At 68.4% G+C, this 14,763-nt stretch carries 16 protein-coding genes; 9 read left to right on the top strand and 7 right to left on the bottom strand.

Annotated elements, in window-relative coordinates; all coding sequences use genetic code 11:
- Window positions 1–10: 10 nt before the first annotated feature.
- A complete protein-coding gene (locus tag WFK61_RS20555; RefSeq protein ID WP_336813930.1) occupies window positions 11–331 on the top strand; it encodes a YbaB/EbfC family nucleoid-associated protein in 321 nt (106 codons plus the stop codon).
- 163 nt (window positions 332–494) lie between these two features.
- Window positions 495–1,100: a recombination mediator RecR gene (gene recR, locus WFK61_RS20560; protein ID WP_257733135.1), complete on the top strand. Its 606-nt coding sequence runs from the start codon at window positions 495–497 to the stop codon at window positions 1,098–1,100.
- A gap of 7 nt (window positions 1,101–1,107) precedes the next feature.
- Here the strand turns inward: recR and WFK61_RS20565 are convergent, their stop codons facing one another.
- Window positions 1,108–1,812: an outer membrane protein gene (locus tag WFK61_RS20565; protein WP_336813931.1), complete on the bottom strand. Its 705-nt coding sequence runs from the start codon at window positions 1,810–1,812 to the stop codon at window positions 1,108–1,110.
- A 182-nt stretch (window positions 1,813–1,994) separates the two neighbouring features.
- Here WFK61_RS20565 and WFK61_RS20570 point away from each other — a divergent pair, with 182 nt between their 5' ends.
- The 3 genes from WFK61_RS20570 (at window position 1,995) to WFK61_RS20580 (ending at window position 5,264) form a co-directional block, all read left to right on the top strand.
- On the top strand, window positions 1,995–3,044 hold the full coding sequence (locus WFK61_RS20570) for a YihY/virulence factor BrkB family protein (protein WP_336813932.1): 1,050 nt from the start codon (window positions 1,995–1,997) through the stop codon (window positions 3,042–3,044).
- Complete coding sequence (locus WFK61_RS20575; protein WP_336813933.1) at window positions 3,044–4,279, top strand: NAD(P)/FAD-dependent oxidoreductase; 1,236 nt, start codon at window positions 3,044–3,046, stop codon at window positions 4,277–4,279. Before WFK61_RS20570 ends, WFK61_RS20575 begins: the two co-directional genes overlap by 1 nt.
- A 115-nt stretch (window positions 4,280–4,394) precedes the next feature.
- Window positions 4,395–5,264, top strand: a complete 870-nt coding sequence (locus WFK61_RS20580; RefSeq protein ID WP_336813934.1) for a VOC family protein — start codon at window positions 4,395–4,397, stop codon at window positions 5,262–5,264.
- A 7-nt stretch (window positions 5,265–5,271) separates the two neighbouring features.
- Here the strand turns inward: WFK61_RS20580 and WFK61_RS20585 are convergent, their stop codons facing one another.
- The 6 genes from WFK61_RS20585 to WFK61_RS20610 form a co-directional block, all read right to left on the bottom strand.
- Entirely contained in the window at window positions 5,272–5,724 is a 453-nt protein-coding gene (locus WFK61_RS20585) for a GNAT family N-acetyltransferase (protein WP_336813935.1), read from the bottom strand.
- Window positions 5,721–6,692, bottom strand: a complete 972-nt coding sequence (gene cysK / locus WFK61_RS20590; RefSeq protein ID WP_336813936.1) for a cysteine synthase A — start codon at window positions 6,690–6,692, stop codon at window positions 5,721–5,723. The genes WFK61_RS20585 and cysK overlap by 4 nt, the downstream gene beginning before the upstream one ends.
- An 87-nt stretch (window positions 6,693–6,779) precedes the next feature.
- Window positions 6,780–7,232, bottom strand: a complete 453-nt coding sequence (locus tag WFK61_RS20595) for an RrF2 family transcriptional regulator (RefSeq protein ID WP_336813937.1) — start codon at window positions 7,230–7,232, stop codon at window positions 6,780–6,782.
- A complete protein-coding gene (gene dut, locus WFK61_RS20600; protein ID WP_336813938.1) occupies window positions 7,229–7,699 on the bottom strand; it encodes a dUTP diphosphatase in 471 nt (156 codons plus the stop codon). Before dut ends, WFK61_RS20595 begins: the two co-directional genes overlap by 4 nt.
- 3 nt (window positions 7,700–7,702) lie before the next feature.
- Window positions 7,703–8,977, bottom strand: a complete 1,275-nt coding sequence (locus tag WFK61_RS20605; protein ID WP_336813939.1) for a phosphopantothenoylcysteine decarboxylase domain-containing protein — start codon at window positions 8,975–8,977, stop codon at window positions 7,703–7,705.
- A gap of 92 nt (window positions 8,978–9,069) precedes the next feature.
- Complete coding sequence (locus WFK61_RS20610; protein ID WP_052232492.1) at window positions 9,070–9,537, bottom strand: Lrp/AsnC family transcriptional regulator; 468 nt, start codon at window positions 9,535–9,537, stop codon at window positions 9,070–9,072.
- 159 nt (window positions 9,538–9,696) lie between these two features.
- Here WFK61_RS20610 and WFK61_RS20615 point away from each other — a divergent pair, with 159 nt between their 5' ends.
- The 4 genes from WFK61_RS20615 to WFK61_RS20630 all read left to right on the top strand — a co-directional run bounded on the left by WFK61_RS20615 (window position 9,697) and on the right by WFK61_RS20630 (window position 14,738).
- Complete coding sequence (locus tag WFK61_RS20615; RefSeq protein ID WP_336813940.1) at window positions 9,697–10,725, top strand: ABC transporter substrate-binding protein; 1,029 nt, start codon at window positions 9,697–9,699, stop codon at window positions 10,723–10,725.
- Window positions 10,726–10,906: 181 nt separating this feature from the next.
- Window positions 10,907–11,659 (top strand): ABC transporter permease, encoded by a 753-nt coding sequence (locus tag WFK61_RS20620; protein ID WP_336813984.1) that lies wholly within the window; start codon window positions 10,907–10,909, stop codon window positions 11,657–11,659.
- Window positions 11,635–12,411 carry an ABC transporter ATP-binding protein gene (locus WFK61_RS20625; protein ID WP_336813941.1) on the top strand — a complete coding sequence of 259 codons (777 nt, stop codon included), beginning with the start codon at window positions 11,635–11,637 and terminating at the stop codon, window positions 12,409–12,411. Before WFK61_RS20620 ends, WFK61_RS20625 begins: the two co-directional genes overlap by 25 nt.
- Window positions 12,412–12,572: 161 nt before the next feature.
- Window positions 12,573–14,738: a protein-disulfide reductase DsbD family protein gene (locus WFK61_RS20630; protein ID WP_336813942.1), complete on the top strand. Its 2,166-nt coding sequence runs from the start codon at window positions 12,573–12,575 to the stop codon at window positions 14,736–14,738.
- Window positions 14,739–14,763: the final 25 nt, after the last annotated feature.

Genomic DNA, 14,763 nt, shown 5'->3' on the forward strand with positions numbered 1-14,763 from the left:
AGGATTTTCGATGCGCGACATGATGGGCCTGATGAAGCAGGCGCAGCAGATGCAGCAGAAGATGGCCGACATGCAGGCCGCGCTCGACAATATCGAGGTCGAGGGCGGCGCTGGCGGCGGCATGGTCACGGTCACGATGACGGCCAAGGGCGCGCTCAAGGGCGTGAAGATCGACCCCAGCCTGATGGTGCCGGACGAGCGCGAAATCCTCGAGGACCTGATCGTCGCGGCTGCAAATGACGCCCGCACCCGCGGCGAGCGCGTCATGCAGGAGCGCATGGCCGAGATCACCAAGGGCCTGCCGATCCCGCCGGGCATGAAGCTGTTTTGAAACGCAATGGCGGCCGCCCGCTGTCATTCCGGGGCTTCGCGAAGCGAAGAACCCGGAACCCACGACTGGGCTGTCCCGATCACGCCGCCGCGTCCTACCGCGCTCACCCGGTCGTGGCTTCCGGGTTCGGCCTGCGGCCGCCCCGGAATGACAAGGTAGTACGATGTCCCGCGCCATTGCCGGTCCCGAGATCGAAAGGCTGATCCAGCTCCTGGCCAAATTGCCGGGGCTCGGGCCGCGCTCGGCCCGGCGGGCCGCCTTGCATCTCGTCAAGAAGCGCGAGCAATTGCTCGGCCCGCTTTCCGAGGCGATGGCGGTGGCGCGCGAGCGCATCGTCGTCTGCGCCCGTTGCGGCAATGTCGATACCAGCGACCCCTGCGGCCTCTGCACCGATCCGCGCCGCGACGATTCGCTGATCGTCGTCGTCGCCGATATCTCGGATCTCTGGGCGCTGGAACGTTCGGGGGCTGTCTCCGGCCGCTATCACGTGCTGGGCGGCGTGCTCTCGGCGCTCGACGGTGTCAGGCCCGAGCATCTCTCGCTCGATGCGCTGGTGGCGCGGGCTTCCGATCCGGCGGTGAAGGAGGTCATCCTCGCGCTCAACGCGACGGTCGACGGCCAGACCACGGCGCATTTCATCACCGACCTCATGGCGCATCTGCCGGTGAAGGTGACCAAGCTCGCCCACGGCGTCCCGGTCGGTGGCGAGCTCGATTATCTCGACGACGGCACGCTGGCCGCCGCGATCCGCCAGCGCACGGGCTTCTAAGGCGTCCTCAGAACTTGTAGGCGACGCTGGCGCGGGCGCTGTGGGTCGAGAGGTCCTGCGAGCCGGTCAGGCCCGGGAAGGCGCCGGAGCTGGCGAAGCGGTTCCGGCCGAAATCGGTATAGCGATACTCGGCGCCGAGGATCAGGTTGTCGGTGAAGGCGAAATTGACGCCGGCGCCGACATTCCAGCCGGTCCGTGCGCTGGTCAGCCGTTCGCTGAAGCCGGCGCCGGGCGTGAAGACGCGCCGCTCGTATTCGGTGAAGGAGGCGCCGCCGGTGCCGTAGACCAGCCAGCGGTCGAAGGCGAGGCCGAGGCGCGCGCGGGCCGAGCCCTGCCAGTCCTGGCTGACGCGGGCGGAGAGGCCGATGCCGTCGAAGCGGCTGCGGCTATCGAGGGCTTCGACATCGCCCTCGACACCCAGCACGATGCCGCCGAGCTGGTAGTTGAAGCCGGCATGGGCGCCGCCGAAGGCCGTATCCTCGCCGGCACGGAAGCTGACGGGGGCGAAACCGCCGCCCGGCGCGCCGATCCGCACGCGGCTGTCGCCCCAGGCATAGCCGCCCTGAAGACCGGCATAGACACCGGTCCAGGAATAGAGCGCCGGCAGGTCCGGGGCCGGCGGCAGGGCGATCTTGCGCAGGTCGGCCGCTCCGGCCGCGCCCGACAGCAGGATCGCGAGGCCCGTCAGGCCGGTTCTGAACAGCTTCGTCATCGGGCTTTCCGCAACATGGGGAAGCGCCTGCCGCTCGCGGCTGCGCCCTGCCATAACGAAGCATTAAGGTTAACAATCGGCTAAGCCGTGCCTCCCCGGGTTTCGCATCGGAACGATTGCGGCCGGATGCGGTTGCTCGCATGCTTGCGGGCAAGAACTGGCTGCGGAGAAACGGGTCCGACATGGCTTTCCTGAAACGGATCACGGGCGCCGCCGGGATCGGGGTCGCGCTCGGCTATCTGTCGGGATTGCTGTCCGACAAGCTCGGGCGGCATCGGGAGGAAGCGGTGCGCGGCCGGCTGGCGAAGACGCCGCTGCAGATGACCTGGCTCGGCTGGAAGGACGTGCTGCTGCGCTTTGCCGGCAATGTCGCCGAGAACCGCCTCTCGTCGCTGGCGGGTGCGGTCGCCTTCTTCACCCTGCTCTCGCTCGTGCCGGCCCTGTCGCTGATGGTCACGCTCTATCGCTATTTCACCGATCCCGGGACCATTGCCGAGCAGCTCGACACGGTGACGACGATGTTCCCGCAGGCCGCACGCGAGCTCATCCACGAGCAGGCGGTCAGGCTCTCGACCCAGTCCGGCTTCGTCCTGTCCACGACCTTCTATGTCAGCCTGCTCGTCGCGGCCTGGTCGGCCAATGCGGCGGTGAAGGCGATCTTCGATGCGCTCAACATCATCTATCGCGAGACCGAGAAGCGCAGCTTCCTCAAGCTCAACGCCATCTCGCTCTTCACCACGGTCAGCGGCGTCGTCCTGCTCACCGCCGCGCTGATCGCCATCGCCAGCCTTCCGGTCGTGACCGCGCTCTTCCCCTTCCATGTCGAGCTGGAGCGCCTGATCGGGCTGGTGCGTTGGCCCGCCTTCTTCGTCGTCGCGACCTTCTCGATCGCGATCCTCTACTGGATCGGCCCGAGCCGCGAGCGCATGCGCTTCATCTGGGTGATGCCCGGCGCGATCGCCGCGGCCCTGCTCTGGGGCGCGGCCTCCTATTGCTTCTCCTGGTATGTCTCGACGCTCGGCAACTACACGGCGGCCTATGGCTCGCTCGCGACCGTCGTGGTCTTCATGACCTGGCTCTGGCTCTCGGCGATGATCGTGCTGGCCGGTGCCGAGCTCAATGCCGAGCTGGAGCACCAGACCGCGCATGACACCACGACCGGCCGGCCGAAGCCGCTCGGCCAGCGCGGCGCCACGATGGCCGACCGGGTCGGCCCACCCAGGGCGGAGTGATGCTCGACCCGCAGGCCACGCGCCAGGACGACCTGCGCACCGGCAAAGGGCCGTGGCGCCCGACTCCGGTGCGGCCTTCGGGACGGGAGATCGAGGCGGACACGCGCTGCGACATCGTGATCGTCGGCGGCGGCATCACCGGCGCCCTCGTCGCCGAACATCTCACGGCGATGGGCCGCGACGTCGTCCTGATCGACCGCGAGCGCGAAGGCTTCGGCAGCACGGCGGCCTCGACCGCGATGCTGCAATGGGAAATCGACCTTCGATTGTCGGAACTGGCGGCATTCTACGGCTTCGCCGCTGCGGCCGAGGTCTATCGGTTGAGCTTTCAGGCGGTCGCGGGCCTGCGCGGTCTGGTCGGGGAACTCGCGCTCTCCTGCGGGTTCTCAGCCCGCCAGACCGTCTATCTCGCTGCGGGTGAAAGTGGCCCGCGCAAGCTTCGGGAGGAAGCCGCCCTGCGCGAGCGGGCCGGGTTGCCCGGCGATTTCCTGGACCATGCGGCCCTCCGGGCCGCCTTCGGCTTCGACCGGGCGGCGGCGATCGTCTCGCCCGGTTCGGCCGAGGCCGACCCGCTCAGCCTGTGCCATGGCCTGCTCGCGGTGTCCGCGCAACGCGGCGCGAGATTGATCCGCGAAGAGGCGGTGGGCTTCGACGGCGCCGGCCGGTCTGCCGCCGTTACTCTCGCCAGCGGCCGGGTCGTCGAGGCCGGCAGCATCGTGCTGGCCACCGGCTATGTCATGCCCGACATCGTCAGGGACGATCTGCATCGCGTCGCGTCGAGCTGGGCGATCGCGACGGTTCCGCAGGTGCCGCAAGCGCTCTGGCCCGGCCCCGCGCTCGTCTGGGAGGCCTCCGAGGACTACTGCTACTGTCGCACGACCACGGATGGCCGCATCGTTTTCGGCGGCGAGGACGAGGATTTCGACGATCCCGACCGGCGCGAGGCGCTCGGCCCCGCGAAAACCAGGGCTCTGCAGGCGCGTCTGCAGGGGCTGATCCCGCAGGCCGGCCTCGACCTCGATCATGCCTGGTCCGGCGCCTTCGGGCAGACGGGAGACGGGCTGCCATTGATCGGGCGCGTGCCCGGCCATCCGCGCCTGCTCGCGGCCTACGGTTACGGCGGAAACGGCATCACCTTCAGCTTCATGGCCTCGCGCCTGATCGGGGCGCTGGTGAGCGGACGCGAGAAGCGCTGGTTCCGCCATTTCGCCATCGACCGGCCGCGCCCCGCCTGAATGGCGGTGATTGCAGTCATGCAATCGTAGCCTTGCCGAGCGGGTGGGCGACAAGGCGCTGCACAAACGCCATGTTGGGAAGGTGGCCGGCAGGGCCGCCGCGAAAGGATTTCCCATGGTCGCAACGATCGAACGGACGGCTTCCGCCGTCACTCTCGAAGCCCATAAGGCGCCCGTCTTCATCGGCGCCGTGACGCTGCGGGCGCATGATCTCCCGGCGCTGACCGCCTATTATCGCGATGCGATCGGCCTTCGCATCATCCGGCAGGATGCGACGAGCGCCGATCTCGGCGTCGGCGGGCAGGTGCTCGTCCGGCTTGTCGCGGGCGCGGTCCGGCCGACCTCGACTGCCGGCCTGTTCCATCTCGCCATCCTGTTGCCGTCCAGGCAGGACCTCGCCAACTGGCTGAGGCATGCCGCGGTGACGCGCATCCCGCTCGAAGGCGCCTCCGACCATCTCGTCAGCGAGGCGCTCTATCTGTCCGATCCCGAAGGCAACGGCATCGAGATCTATCGCGACCGCAAGCGCGAGGAATGGCCACGCAAGCCCGATGGCAGCATCGCCATGGCGACCGAACGGCTCGATCTCGACAAGCTGCTGAGCGAAGCCGACGAGGCTGTCTATGCCGGCATGCCCGAGGGCACGGGGATGGGCCATATCCATCTGCGCGTCGGTGATACCAAGGCGGCCGAGGCCTTCTATCGCGACCTGCTCGGCTTCGACCTGATGGTGCATTATCCCGGCGCGAGCTTCCTCGCCAGCGGCGGCTACCATCATCATATCGCGGGCAATATCTGGGGCAGCCGCGGCGCCGGCCCGCGCCAGCCGGGCGAGGCGGGGCTCGACCGTTTCGAGCTGGTCGCGCGCAACGAGGCGGATTTCGTGGCGATGCGTCAGCGCATCCTGGCTGCGGGCGGTAATGAGAATGAGGGCGTGCCGAGCGTCACCGATCCCTGGAACAACCGGCTGGTTCTGGTGCGCTGAAACGCGCTTATCGCGTTAGCAGATGCGAGCGGCGGGTTCCGCTCGTGTCGGGCGTGAAGCCATTCGCTTCCCAGAAGGCGCTGGCGCGCGGATCGGCCGCGCGCAACGAGAGCCGCGGCGCAAGATCGAGCCCTTGCTGGATCAGCGCGGCGGCCAGCACGCGCCCGATGCCGGCGCCGCGATGCAGCGGCCGGACATAGACATGCCGCACGCGCAGCAGATCGGGAGCGGGATCGTAAGGGTCGGGCGTCAAGGCGCCGATGCCGGCGAGCTCGCCTTCGTGGAAGGCGGCGAAGGTGACGAAGCGCTCGTCGGTGCCGCCATAGTGGCCCGCGAGCCATTCCTCGCGCAGCCCCTCGATGAAGCGGTAGCTTTCCGCGCTCGCCTCGTGGCGCAGGGCCTCGAAATCGTCCGGCAGGCTCTCCGCCAGCCGGACGATCTGGATGGCCGTTGCGGTCACAGCCCCTCGAACAGGGCGCTGGAGATATAGCGCTCGGCGAAGGAGGGGATGATCACCACGATGGTCTTGCCGGCATTTTCCGGCCGGGCGCCGACTTCGAGCGCCGCAGCGACAGCCGCGCCGGACGAGATGCCGGCCGGGATGCCCTCGCTCCTGGCGAGCGCGCGCGCCGTCTCGAAGGCCGTCTGGTTGCCCACGGTGACGACCTCGTCGATGATTCCACGGTCGAGAATACCCGGCACGAAACCGGCACCGATGCCCTGGATCTTGTGCGGGCCGGCCTGGCCGCCGGACAGGACCGGGGAATCCTCCGGCTCGACCGCGACCATCTTCACGCCGGCCTTGCGGGCCTTCAGCACCTGGCCGACGCCGGTGATGGTGCCGCCGGTGCCGACGCCGGAGATGACGATGTCGACCGCGCCATTCGTGTCGTTCCAGATCTCCTCCGCCGTGGTCTTGCGGTGGATCTCGGGATTATGCGGGTTCTCGAATTGCTGCGGGATGATCGCGCCGGGGATTTCGGCCTTGAGCTCCTCGGCCTTGGCGACGGCGCCGCGCATGCCGCCGGGGCCCGGCGTCAGCACGAGTTCGGCACCGAGCAGGGCGAGCATCTTGCGCCGCTCCAGCGACATCGTCTCGGGCATCACGAGGATCAGGCGATAGCCGCGGGCTGCCGCGACGAAGGCGAGCGCGATGCCGGTATTGCCGGAGGTCGGCTCGATCAGCGTGCCGCCGGGCTTGAGCGCGCCGGAGGCCTCCAGCGCATCGATCATGTTGACGCCGATGCGGTCCTTCACGCTCGAGATCGGGTTGAAGAACTCGAGCTTGGCCAGGATCGTCGCCTTGACGCCGCGCTCGGCCGGCAGGCGGTTGAGCTTGACCAGGGGCGTGTCGCCGATCGTGTCGGTGATCGAGTTGTAGATGCGTCCGCGTCCGGGCGCCTTCGTCGTCTTCTGTGCTTCGGTCATGACATGACTCCTCTGGACGAGAGAACGTTCGGTCGCGACGCTAGAACAATTCACAGAATCTGTCGAATAAAGAAATAAATCACACAATCAGATAGTGAAATCAGGTTTCGTTCCGGGCTCGCCGAAGACGGCCTTGGCCTGCGCCCGGCGGCACAGTTCCTCGACCGTCACGGTGTCCAGCGCCGCGAGGAAGGCCGCCGAGGCATGTGCGACCTCCGGCCCGATGACCTCGTCGACCAGTCGCGATTGCGGCTCCGGCCCGAGCGCTTCCTCGATCGCTTCCTGCATCGCGGCGCGCGCGATGTCGCCGGCCGTGATCTTGCGGCGCTCGCGGGCGAGTTCGTAGCCGCCGCGCGGGCCGCGCACGCCCTTGAGGATGCCGACGCGCACCAGCGTCTGCAGCAGGGTTTCGAGATGGCGCGGCGGCAGCGCATGGCGCGCGGCGAGCAGCTTGGCCGCGACCGGCTGCGGCCTTGCATGCAGCGCGATATCGACCACGGCGGCGATGGCGAGCAGGCTGCGGCGCGAGAGCAGGATCATGGCCGCTTCTCCCCGCCGCCGCTCGCGACGCCGGTCGAGCCAAAGCCGCCCGCGCCGCGTGCCGTGGCGTCGAGCCCTGCGACCTCCGTGAGAATGGCGCGCGTCACCGGCGCGATCACCATCTGCGCGATCCGGTCGCCACGGGCGATGGCGAAGGGCTCCTGCCCGAGATTGATCAGCGGCACCTTAACCTCGCCGCGATAGTCGCTGTCGACCGTGCCGGGTGCGTTCAAGACGGTGACGCCATGCTTGACGGCAAGGCCCGAGCGCGGGCGTACCTGCCCTTCGAAACCCGCTGGCAATTGCATCGCCAGCCCGGTCGGGACGAGCGCGCGTTCGCCCGGGGCGAGCGAGAGGCCTTCGGCAATCGCGGCGCGCAGGTCGAGCCCGGCCGCGCCTTCCGTCTCATAGGCCGGCAAGGGCAGGTCGGCGCCATGCGGGAGGCGTTGCAGCAGGACCGCGACCATCGCTCAATCCGCCTGCCGGGCCGGCGCCAGCCCGGCGATATGGGCGATCAGGCGCGCCGCGACCTCGCCCTTCGGCAGGGTCGGCCAGGTCTCGATGTCCGTCGCGGTGACGAGATGCACGGTATTGGCATCGCCGCCCATCACGCCGGTGCCGCCGACATCGTTGGCGACGATCAGGTCGCAGCCCTTCCGGGCAAGCTTGGCGCGGGCATAGTCGATCACGTTCTGCGTCTCGGCGGCGAAGCCGACGACCAGCGGCGGGCGCCCGTTCTTGCGATGCGCGATCGTTGCGAGGATGTCGGGGTTCTCGACCAGCGAGAGGGGCGGCAGCGCCTTGCCATCCTTCTTCAGCTTGTCGGAGGCCGCGTCGGCGACGCGCCAGTCGGCGACGGCAGCGGCGAAGATCGCGATATCGGCAGGCAACGCCGTCTCGACGGCCGAGAGCATCTCGCGCGCCGATTCGACATGGATGGTCTCGACGCCGGCGGGATCGGGCAGGTTCACCGGGCCGCTCACCAGCGTCACGCGTGCTCCGGCCGCGGCCGCCGCTGCCGCGATGGCATGGCCCTGTTTCCCGGAGGAGCGGTTGGCGATGTAGCGCACGGGGTCGATCGGCTCATGCGTCGGCCCGGACGTGATCAGCACATGCCGGCCTGCGAGCGAGCCTGTCGCATGCTCACCACCCGGCAGCCGGCCGAGGAAGCCGATGGCACGCTGGGCGTTGGGCTTTTCTTCTGCGAGCGCCAGCTCGATCGCGGCGAGGATTTCCGGCGGCTCGGCCATGCGGCCCGGCCCGCTCTCGCCGCGCTCGGCCATGGCGCCGACATTGGGGCCGACGACGAGCACGCCGTCCTTCTCGAGCTGCGCCATGTTCCGGCGGGTCGCCGGGTGCTGCCACATGCGCGGGTTCATCGCCGGCGCGATCAGCACGCGCTTGTCGGTGGCGAGCAGCGCGGTCGAGGCGAGGTCGTCGGCATGCCCGTTCGCCATCTTGGCGATCAGGTCTGCGGTCGCGGGCGCGACCACGACGAGGTCGGTCGAGCGCGACAGCTGGATATGGCCGATATCGGCCTCGTCGGTCAGCGAGAACAGGTCGGTGAAGCAGCGCTCGCCCGCCAGCGACGAGACGGTGAGCGGCGTGACGAACTGCTCGCCCGCCTTGGTCACGATGCAGCGCGATGCGATGCCGCGATCCTTCAGCCGGCGGATGACCTCCAGCATCTTGTAGGCGGCGATGCCGCCGCCGATGATCAGGAGAACGGAGCGGGAAGCGGACAAGGCGGCTCCTCGGGCAGCGCGAATGGCGAACTGTCCGTTACGTAGCATCTGCCACGCCGCGCTGTCATGCGCGGCGCGTTGCCCCGCCTTCCTCAGTTGCGGGGCAGATCGGGCACCTTATAGGCCGTCGTCGCCTTGATCCGCTCCATCGCGAAGCGCGACGTGACGTTCTTGAGCGGGATCGTCTCGATCAGCTTCTTGTAGAAGCCGTCATAGGCGGCCATGTCGGCGACCACGACGCGCAGCATGTAATCGACATCGCCCGCCATCCGGTAGAACTCCATCACCTCCGGCATCGCCGCGACCATCTGGGCGAACTTTTCCAGCCAGGGGCCGGAATGGTCGGCTGTCTCGATCTGGACGAAGACGGTGAGGCCGAGCCCGATCTTCTCGGGCGCGACCAGCGCGACCCGCTTCAGGATCACGCCGGCCTGTTCCAGCTTCTGGATGCGCTTCCAGCACGGGGTCTGCGAGAGCCCGACGCGGTCGGCGAGCTCCGCGATCGAGATATTCGCGTCCGCCTGGAGCACGGTCAGAATCTTGCGGTCGATGGCGTCCATTCTCTCAAGCTCGCTATCTGGAGAAATTCGTTTCGCAGATTTCGCATGAAATAGACGAATTATCTTTTTCTAGCTAATCTATTGCATCCAGATAGAAAATCCTTTTCTCAATCTGTCAATGGGGCTCAATCGGGCCTGTTTTCGAAAGGGATTTGAACGATGGATCGCCGCCAGTTCCTCATCGCCGGGTCGAGCCTCGCGGCGGCCATGCCCTTCGCCGCCGCTCCGGCCCGCGCTCAGAGCGTCGCGGCGCGTGTCGGCTACATTCCGATCGTCGGCACGGCGCCGTTCTTCGTCGCCAATGGCGAGGGCTGGTTGAAGCAGGGGGGCATCGATGTCGCGGTCACCGTCTTCGAATCCGGCCCGAACATGATCCAGGCGCTGGCTTCCGGCACGATCGATGTCTATGTCGCCGGCGTCGCGCCGCTCGCGGTTGCCCGCTCGCGCGGCATCGACATCCGCGTCGTCGCCTCGACCGCGATCGGCGAGAACGTCGTGGTCAGCGCGCCTTCGCTCACCAAGTTCTTCACCCCCGGCACGAATGCCGCCGCCGCCTTCAAGGCCTTCCGCGCCGCCAATGGCAAGGCCGCGCGCCTCGCCACCCAGCCGGCCGGCTCGGTACCCAACACGACCCTGCAATACTGGCTCTGGGAGGTCGCGAAGGTCGACAAGGCCGATGTCGAGATCGTACCGATGGGCATCGACGCGACCCAGCAGGCGATCCTGGCCGGCGCGGTCGATGGCGGCTCCGTCCGCGAGCCGGCACTGACCATCCTCCAGACCCGCAACCCGCAGATCAAGCTCGTCGCCGGCGGCGAGGAGGTCTTCCCCGGCCAGCCCGGCACGGTCGTCGCTGTCTCCGGCGCCTTCGCCACCAAGAACCCGCAGGCCGTGCAGAACCTCGTCACCGGTCTCGTCAGGGCAGCCGCGCTGATCAAGGCCGATCCCAAGAAAGCCGCTCCCCATGTCGGTGCCGCGCTCGGCAAGGGCATCGTCGATCCCGAACTGATCCAGAAGGCGCTGGTCTCGCCGGCCAGCCAGTTCGAGATCGACCCGCGCAAGATCATCGAGCCGTCCCGCGCGATGCAGGCCTATCAGGTCAAGCTCGGCTCGCTGGAGAAGGAACTTCCCTTCGACGGGCTGTTCGAAACCCAGTATTTCGAGCGCGCGATCAAGACGGGCGGCTGATGCCGATCCTCATGGATATCGTTGTGGATATGAAACGCGGGTCATCCCGGGCGATCGCAGGGAGACCCGGGATCCATTCCGGAGCATATCTCGGTGAGGTTCAGCCATGGATCCCGGGTCTGCGCTTCGCTCCGCCCGGGATGACGGTGCGTTTACGAGCCAGAGGTTGAGTGGTTTGACGTTGCAGTCGTTCCGGGCTCCGGCCCTCGCCCTTCTGGGCCTCGTCGCCTTCCTCCTGCTCTGGGAGGCGATGCCCTATTTCGGTCTGGTGAATCCGGCCTTCCTGCCGGGGCCGAGCGCCCTGCCGAAGGCCTTCATGCGGGAGCTCTCCTCCGGCGCCTGGTTCGCGGCCATACTCGGTTCGCTCTGGCACTACTTTGTCGGCCTGTTTGTCGGCGCCGGTCTCGGTATCGCCTTCGGCGTCCTGATCGGCATGTCCCGCATTGCCGAGGAGGCGACGGCCTGGGTCGTCCGGGTACTCAGGCCGATTCCGGGTCTCGCCTGGGTGCCCTTCGCCATCATCTGGTTCGGTGTGACGCCCGGCGCGGCGGTCTTCATCATTGCGATCGGCGTGTTCTGGATCGTGTTCTTCGCGGCGCAGGGCGCGATCCGTGGCGTCGACCGCGATCTCATCGAGGTCGCCGATGCCTTCGGCTTCCGCTCGCCCTGGGCTCGTCTGTTCAAGATCCTGCTGCCGGCGGCCCTGCCGGGCATTCTCGTCGGCATCAGGACGGCGCTCGGCCAGGCCTGGATGGCGGTGGTTGCGGCCGAAATCTTCGGCGTCGCCGGTGTCGGCCAGCGCATGATGCAGGCGTCCAGCCTGCTCGCGACCGATATCGTCGTGGTCTACATGCTGACGATGGCGGCGCTCTACGGCCTGCTCGACACCGGCTTCGTCGCCTTCCAGAAATGGGTGCTGCGTTGGAAAGCGTGATCGAGATCAAGGGTCTGTCGCTGACCTTCACCCGCGACGGCGAAGAGACCGAGGTTCTGCGCAAGCTCGACCTGAATGTCGGGCGTGGCGAGTTTCTTGCCATCGTCGGCCCCTCCGGCGTCGGCAAGTCGACCCTGCTGCGCGTCATCGCCGGCCTCGCCAGGCCGAGCGGCGGCGAGGTCGTAATCGACGCGAAGGACCGGACGCGCCGGCCGGTCGCGCTGGTCTTCCAGGATTCGCGCCTGCTGCCCTGGCGCAAGGTCGTCTCCAATGTCGGCTTCGGGCTCGAAGGCCGCGCGCCCCGCGCCGAGCGTCTCGCCAAGGCGACGGCGATGCTCGACCTCGTCGGCCTCGCGCCGCTGGCGCAGCGCTGGCCGCACCAGCTCTCCGGCGGCCAGCGCCAGCGTGTCTCGCTCGCCCGCGCACTCGCCGTCGAGCCGGAAATCCTGCTGATGGACGAGCCCTTCTCGGCGCTCGACGCCCTGACGCGCGAGAACCTGCAGGACGAGCTGATCCGCGTCTGGCAGCGCACGGGCAAGACCGTGCTCTTCGTCACCCATGATATCGACGAGGCCGCCTATCTCGCCGATCGTGTCGTCGTCCTCTCGGGCGCACCCGGCCAGATCATCGCCGAGCACCGCATCGACGCGAGCCGCCCGCGCAAGCGCGGTGCGGCGGCGGAGGCCGAGATCGTGCGTGCGGTCCGCCAGGGCCTCGGCGCCGACATCGTGACGGACGGCGCCGCGATCTGACCCATCGCGCCGCCCGTATCGAGGGCGGCGACATCATGGCACGCTGCCTCCCGGCGCCCGATCGCCCAGAATGGTCCTGACCCCGCCTCACTGCCTTGTCATTGGCAGGTGAGGGCGGATTGAGGCATGGGGTCCGGGTGATCAGGGATGGCGACGGCATCATGCGGCTTCATTTCGGCAAGCGTTTCCTGCGCGGGGCAGTGCTGGCATTCGGGCTGGCGGCTCCGGGCTTGGCGCTCGCAGCCGAATCCGCCGCGGTCACCTCGCCGCGCGTCACCGCGACCCTGCTGTCGAGCCGCGATACGGTCGTGCCCGGTGAGCGCTTCAAGGTCGCGCTCGTCCAGAAGCTGGCGCCGCACTGGCATACCTACTGGCTGAATCCCGGCGATTCCGGCGAGCCGACCCAGATCAGGTGGGACCTGCCGGCCGGCGCGACGGCCGGCGAGATCCAGTGGCCGGCGCCCAAGGCGATCCGCGTCGAGCCGCTCGTCAATTTCGGCTTCGAGGGCACTGTCCTGCTGCCGCTCGAGATCACCGTCCCGGCCGATGCCAAGCCCGGCGAGAATTTTGCGCTGAAGGCCGAGGCGACCTGGCTCGTCTGCGAGAAGATCTGCATTCCCGAGGAAGGTTCCTTCTCGCTCGACCTCCCCATCGCCGCTGTCAGCACGGTCGATCAGGCTGCAGCAGCGCGGATCAATGCCGCCATCGCGGCGCTGCCGAAGCCCGCCGCCTTCCGCGGCAAGCTCCGCGACGATGCCGGCAAGCTCGTGCTCGACCTGCCCGGCCTGCCGGCCGGCGTCGCCGATCTGCGCTTCTTCCCGGTTTCCGATACGCTGATCGAGCATGCGGCCGATCAGCCCTTGACGGCCGGCGACAAGCCCTTCCTGACCCTGACCCGTTCGAGCGCCTTCAAGCTGGAGAAGCCGGAGGTGACCGGCGTCCTCACCTTCACCGAAACCGGCTCGCCGAGGGCGGTTACGATCGTCGCCGATGCCGACGCCGCCCTGATGGCGGCTGGCGGGGCGGCTGCGCCGGAAGCCCGCCCGGCCGTGGTGCGGATTCCGATGCCGGCCGAGGGCGCCGATCTCACGCTCTGGGCGGCGCTCGCCTTTGCCTTTGCCGGCGGCCTGATCCTCAACCTGATGCCTTGCGTCCTGCCGGTGCTGTTCATCAAGGCGCTCGGCTTCGCGCAGCTCGCCCATCGCAATCGCTCCGAGGTTCGCGAGCAGGGCCTGCTCTTTCTCAGCGGCGTGCTGCTGACCTTCATGGTGCTGGCCGGCGCGGTGATCGCCTTGGGGGCGCTGGGCAGCAGCGTCGGCTGGGGCTTCCAGCTCCAGTCCCCGCCGCTGGTCATCGGGCTCGCGGTGGTGATGGTCCTGATCGGCCTCAACCTGCTCGGCGCCTTCGAGATCGGCACCTCCGTCACCGGGCTCGGTGACGGCCTCGCCAGCCGGGGCGGGCGGCTCGGCGCCTTCATGACCGGCGTGCTCGCGGTCGTGGTCGCGACGCCCTGCACGGCGCCCTTCATGGGCGCGGCGATGGGCTATGCGGTGACGCAGCCGCCAGTCATCGCCCTCTCCGTTTTCATGGCGCTGGCGCTGGGCTTTGCCCTGCCGGTCGTCGCGCTCTCCTTCGCGCCGGGGCTGCTGCGCCTGTTGCCCAGGACCGGCCGCTGGATGCTGGTGCTGAAGCAGGCCTTCGCCTTCCCGATGTTCGCGACCGCGATCTGGCTGATCTGGGTCGCCTCGGTGCAGAGCGGTCCGCAGGGCGTGCTTGCCGCCCTGGTCGCGGTGCTGGCGGCGGGTTTCGCCGTCTGGCTCGTCGGGGTGACGCGCGGCTCTTTCGCGCGGCGCGCTTTCGGTTCGGTGCTGGCGGCGCTGGTCGTGCTCGGCGCCGGCTGGTTCACCGTGCAGAACGCCATTCCCGGCACGGCGACCGAGGCGCGGGCCGGCGATATCGAGGCCTGGTCGCCCGAGCGGGTCGCGGCCTTGCAGGTGCAGGGCAAGCCGGTCTTCGTCAATTTCACCGCCGCCTGGTGCATCACCTGCATCGCCAACGAGCGCGTCGCGCTCTCCCGGCAGGAGGTGAAGGACGCCTTCGCCAGGCTCGGCGTCGTCTATCTCAAGGCGGACTGGACCAATCGCGACAGCCGCATCGCCAAGGCGCTGGCCGAGCAGGGCCGCGCCGGCGTGCCGCTTTATCTGTTCTACCCCGCCCGCAAGGAGGCGCAGGCCGAAATCCTGCCGCAGCTCCTGACCGTGGACGGGCTGATCGCCGCGGCCGAGCGTGCGGCCGGTCGCAACGCGAAGACGGCGGCATTGCCATAGGTTTTCGACATCAACCCAGGGAGAC

Origin of the sequence: Allobosea sp. MMO-172 (assembly GCF_037147855.1) — a bacterium.
Classification (GTDB): domain Bacteria; phylum Pseudomonadota; class Alphaproteobacteria; order Rhizobiales; family Beijerinckiaceae; genus Allobosea.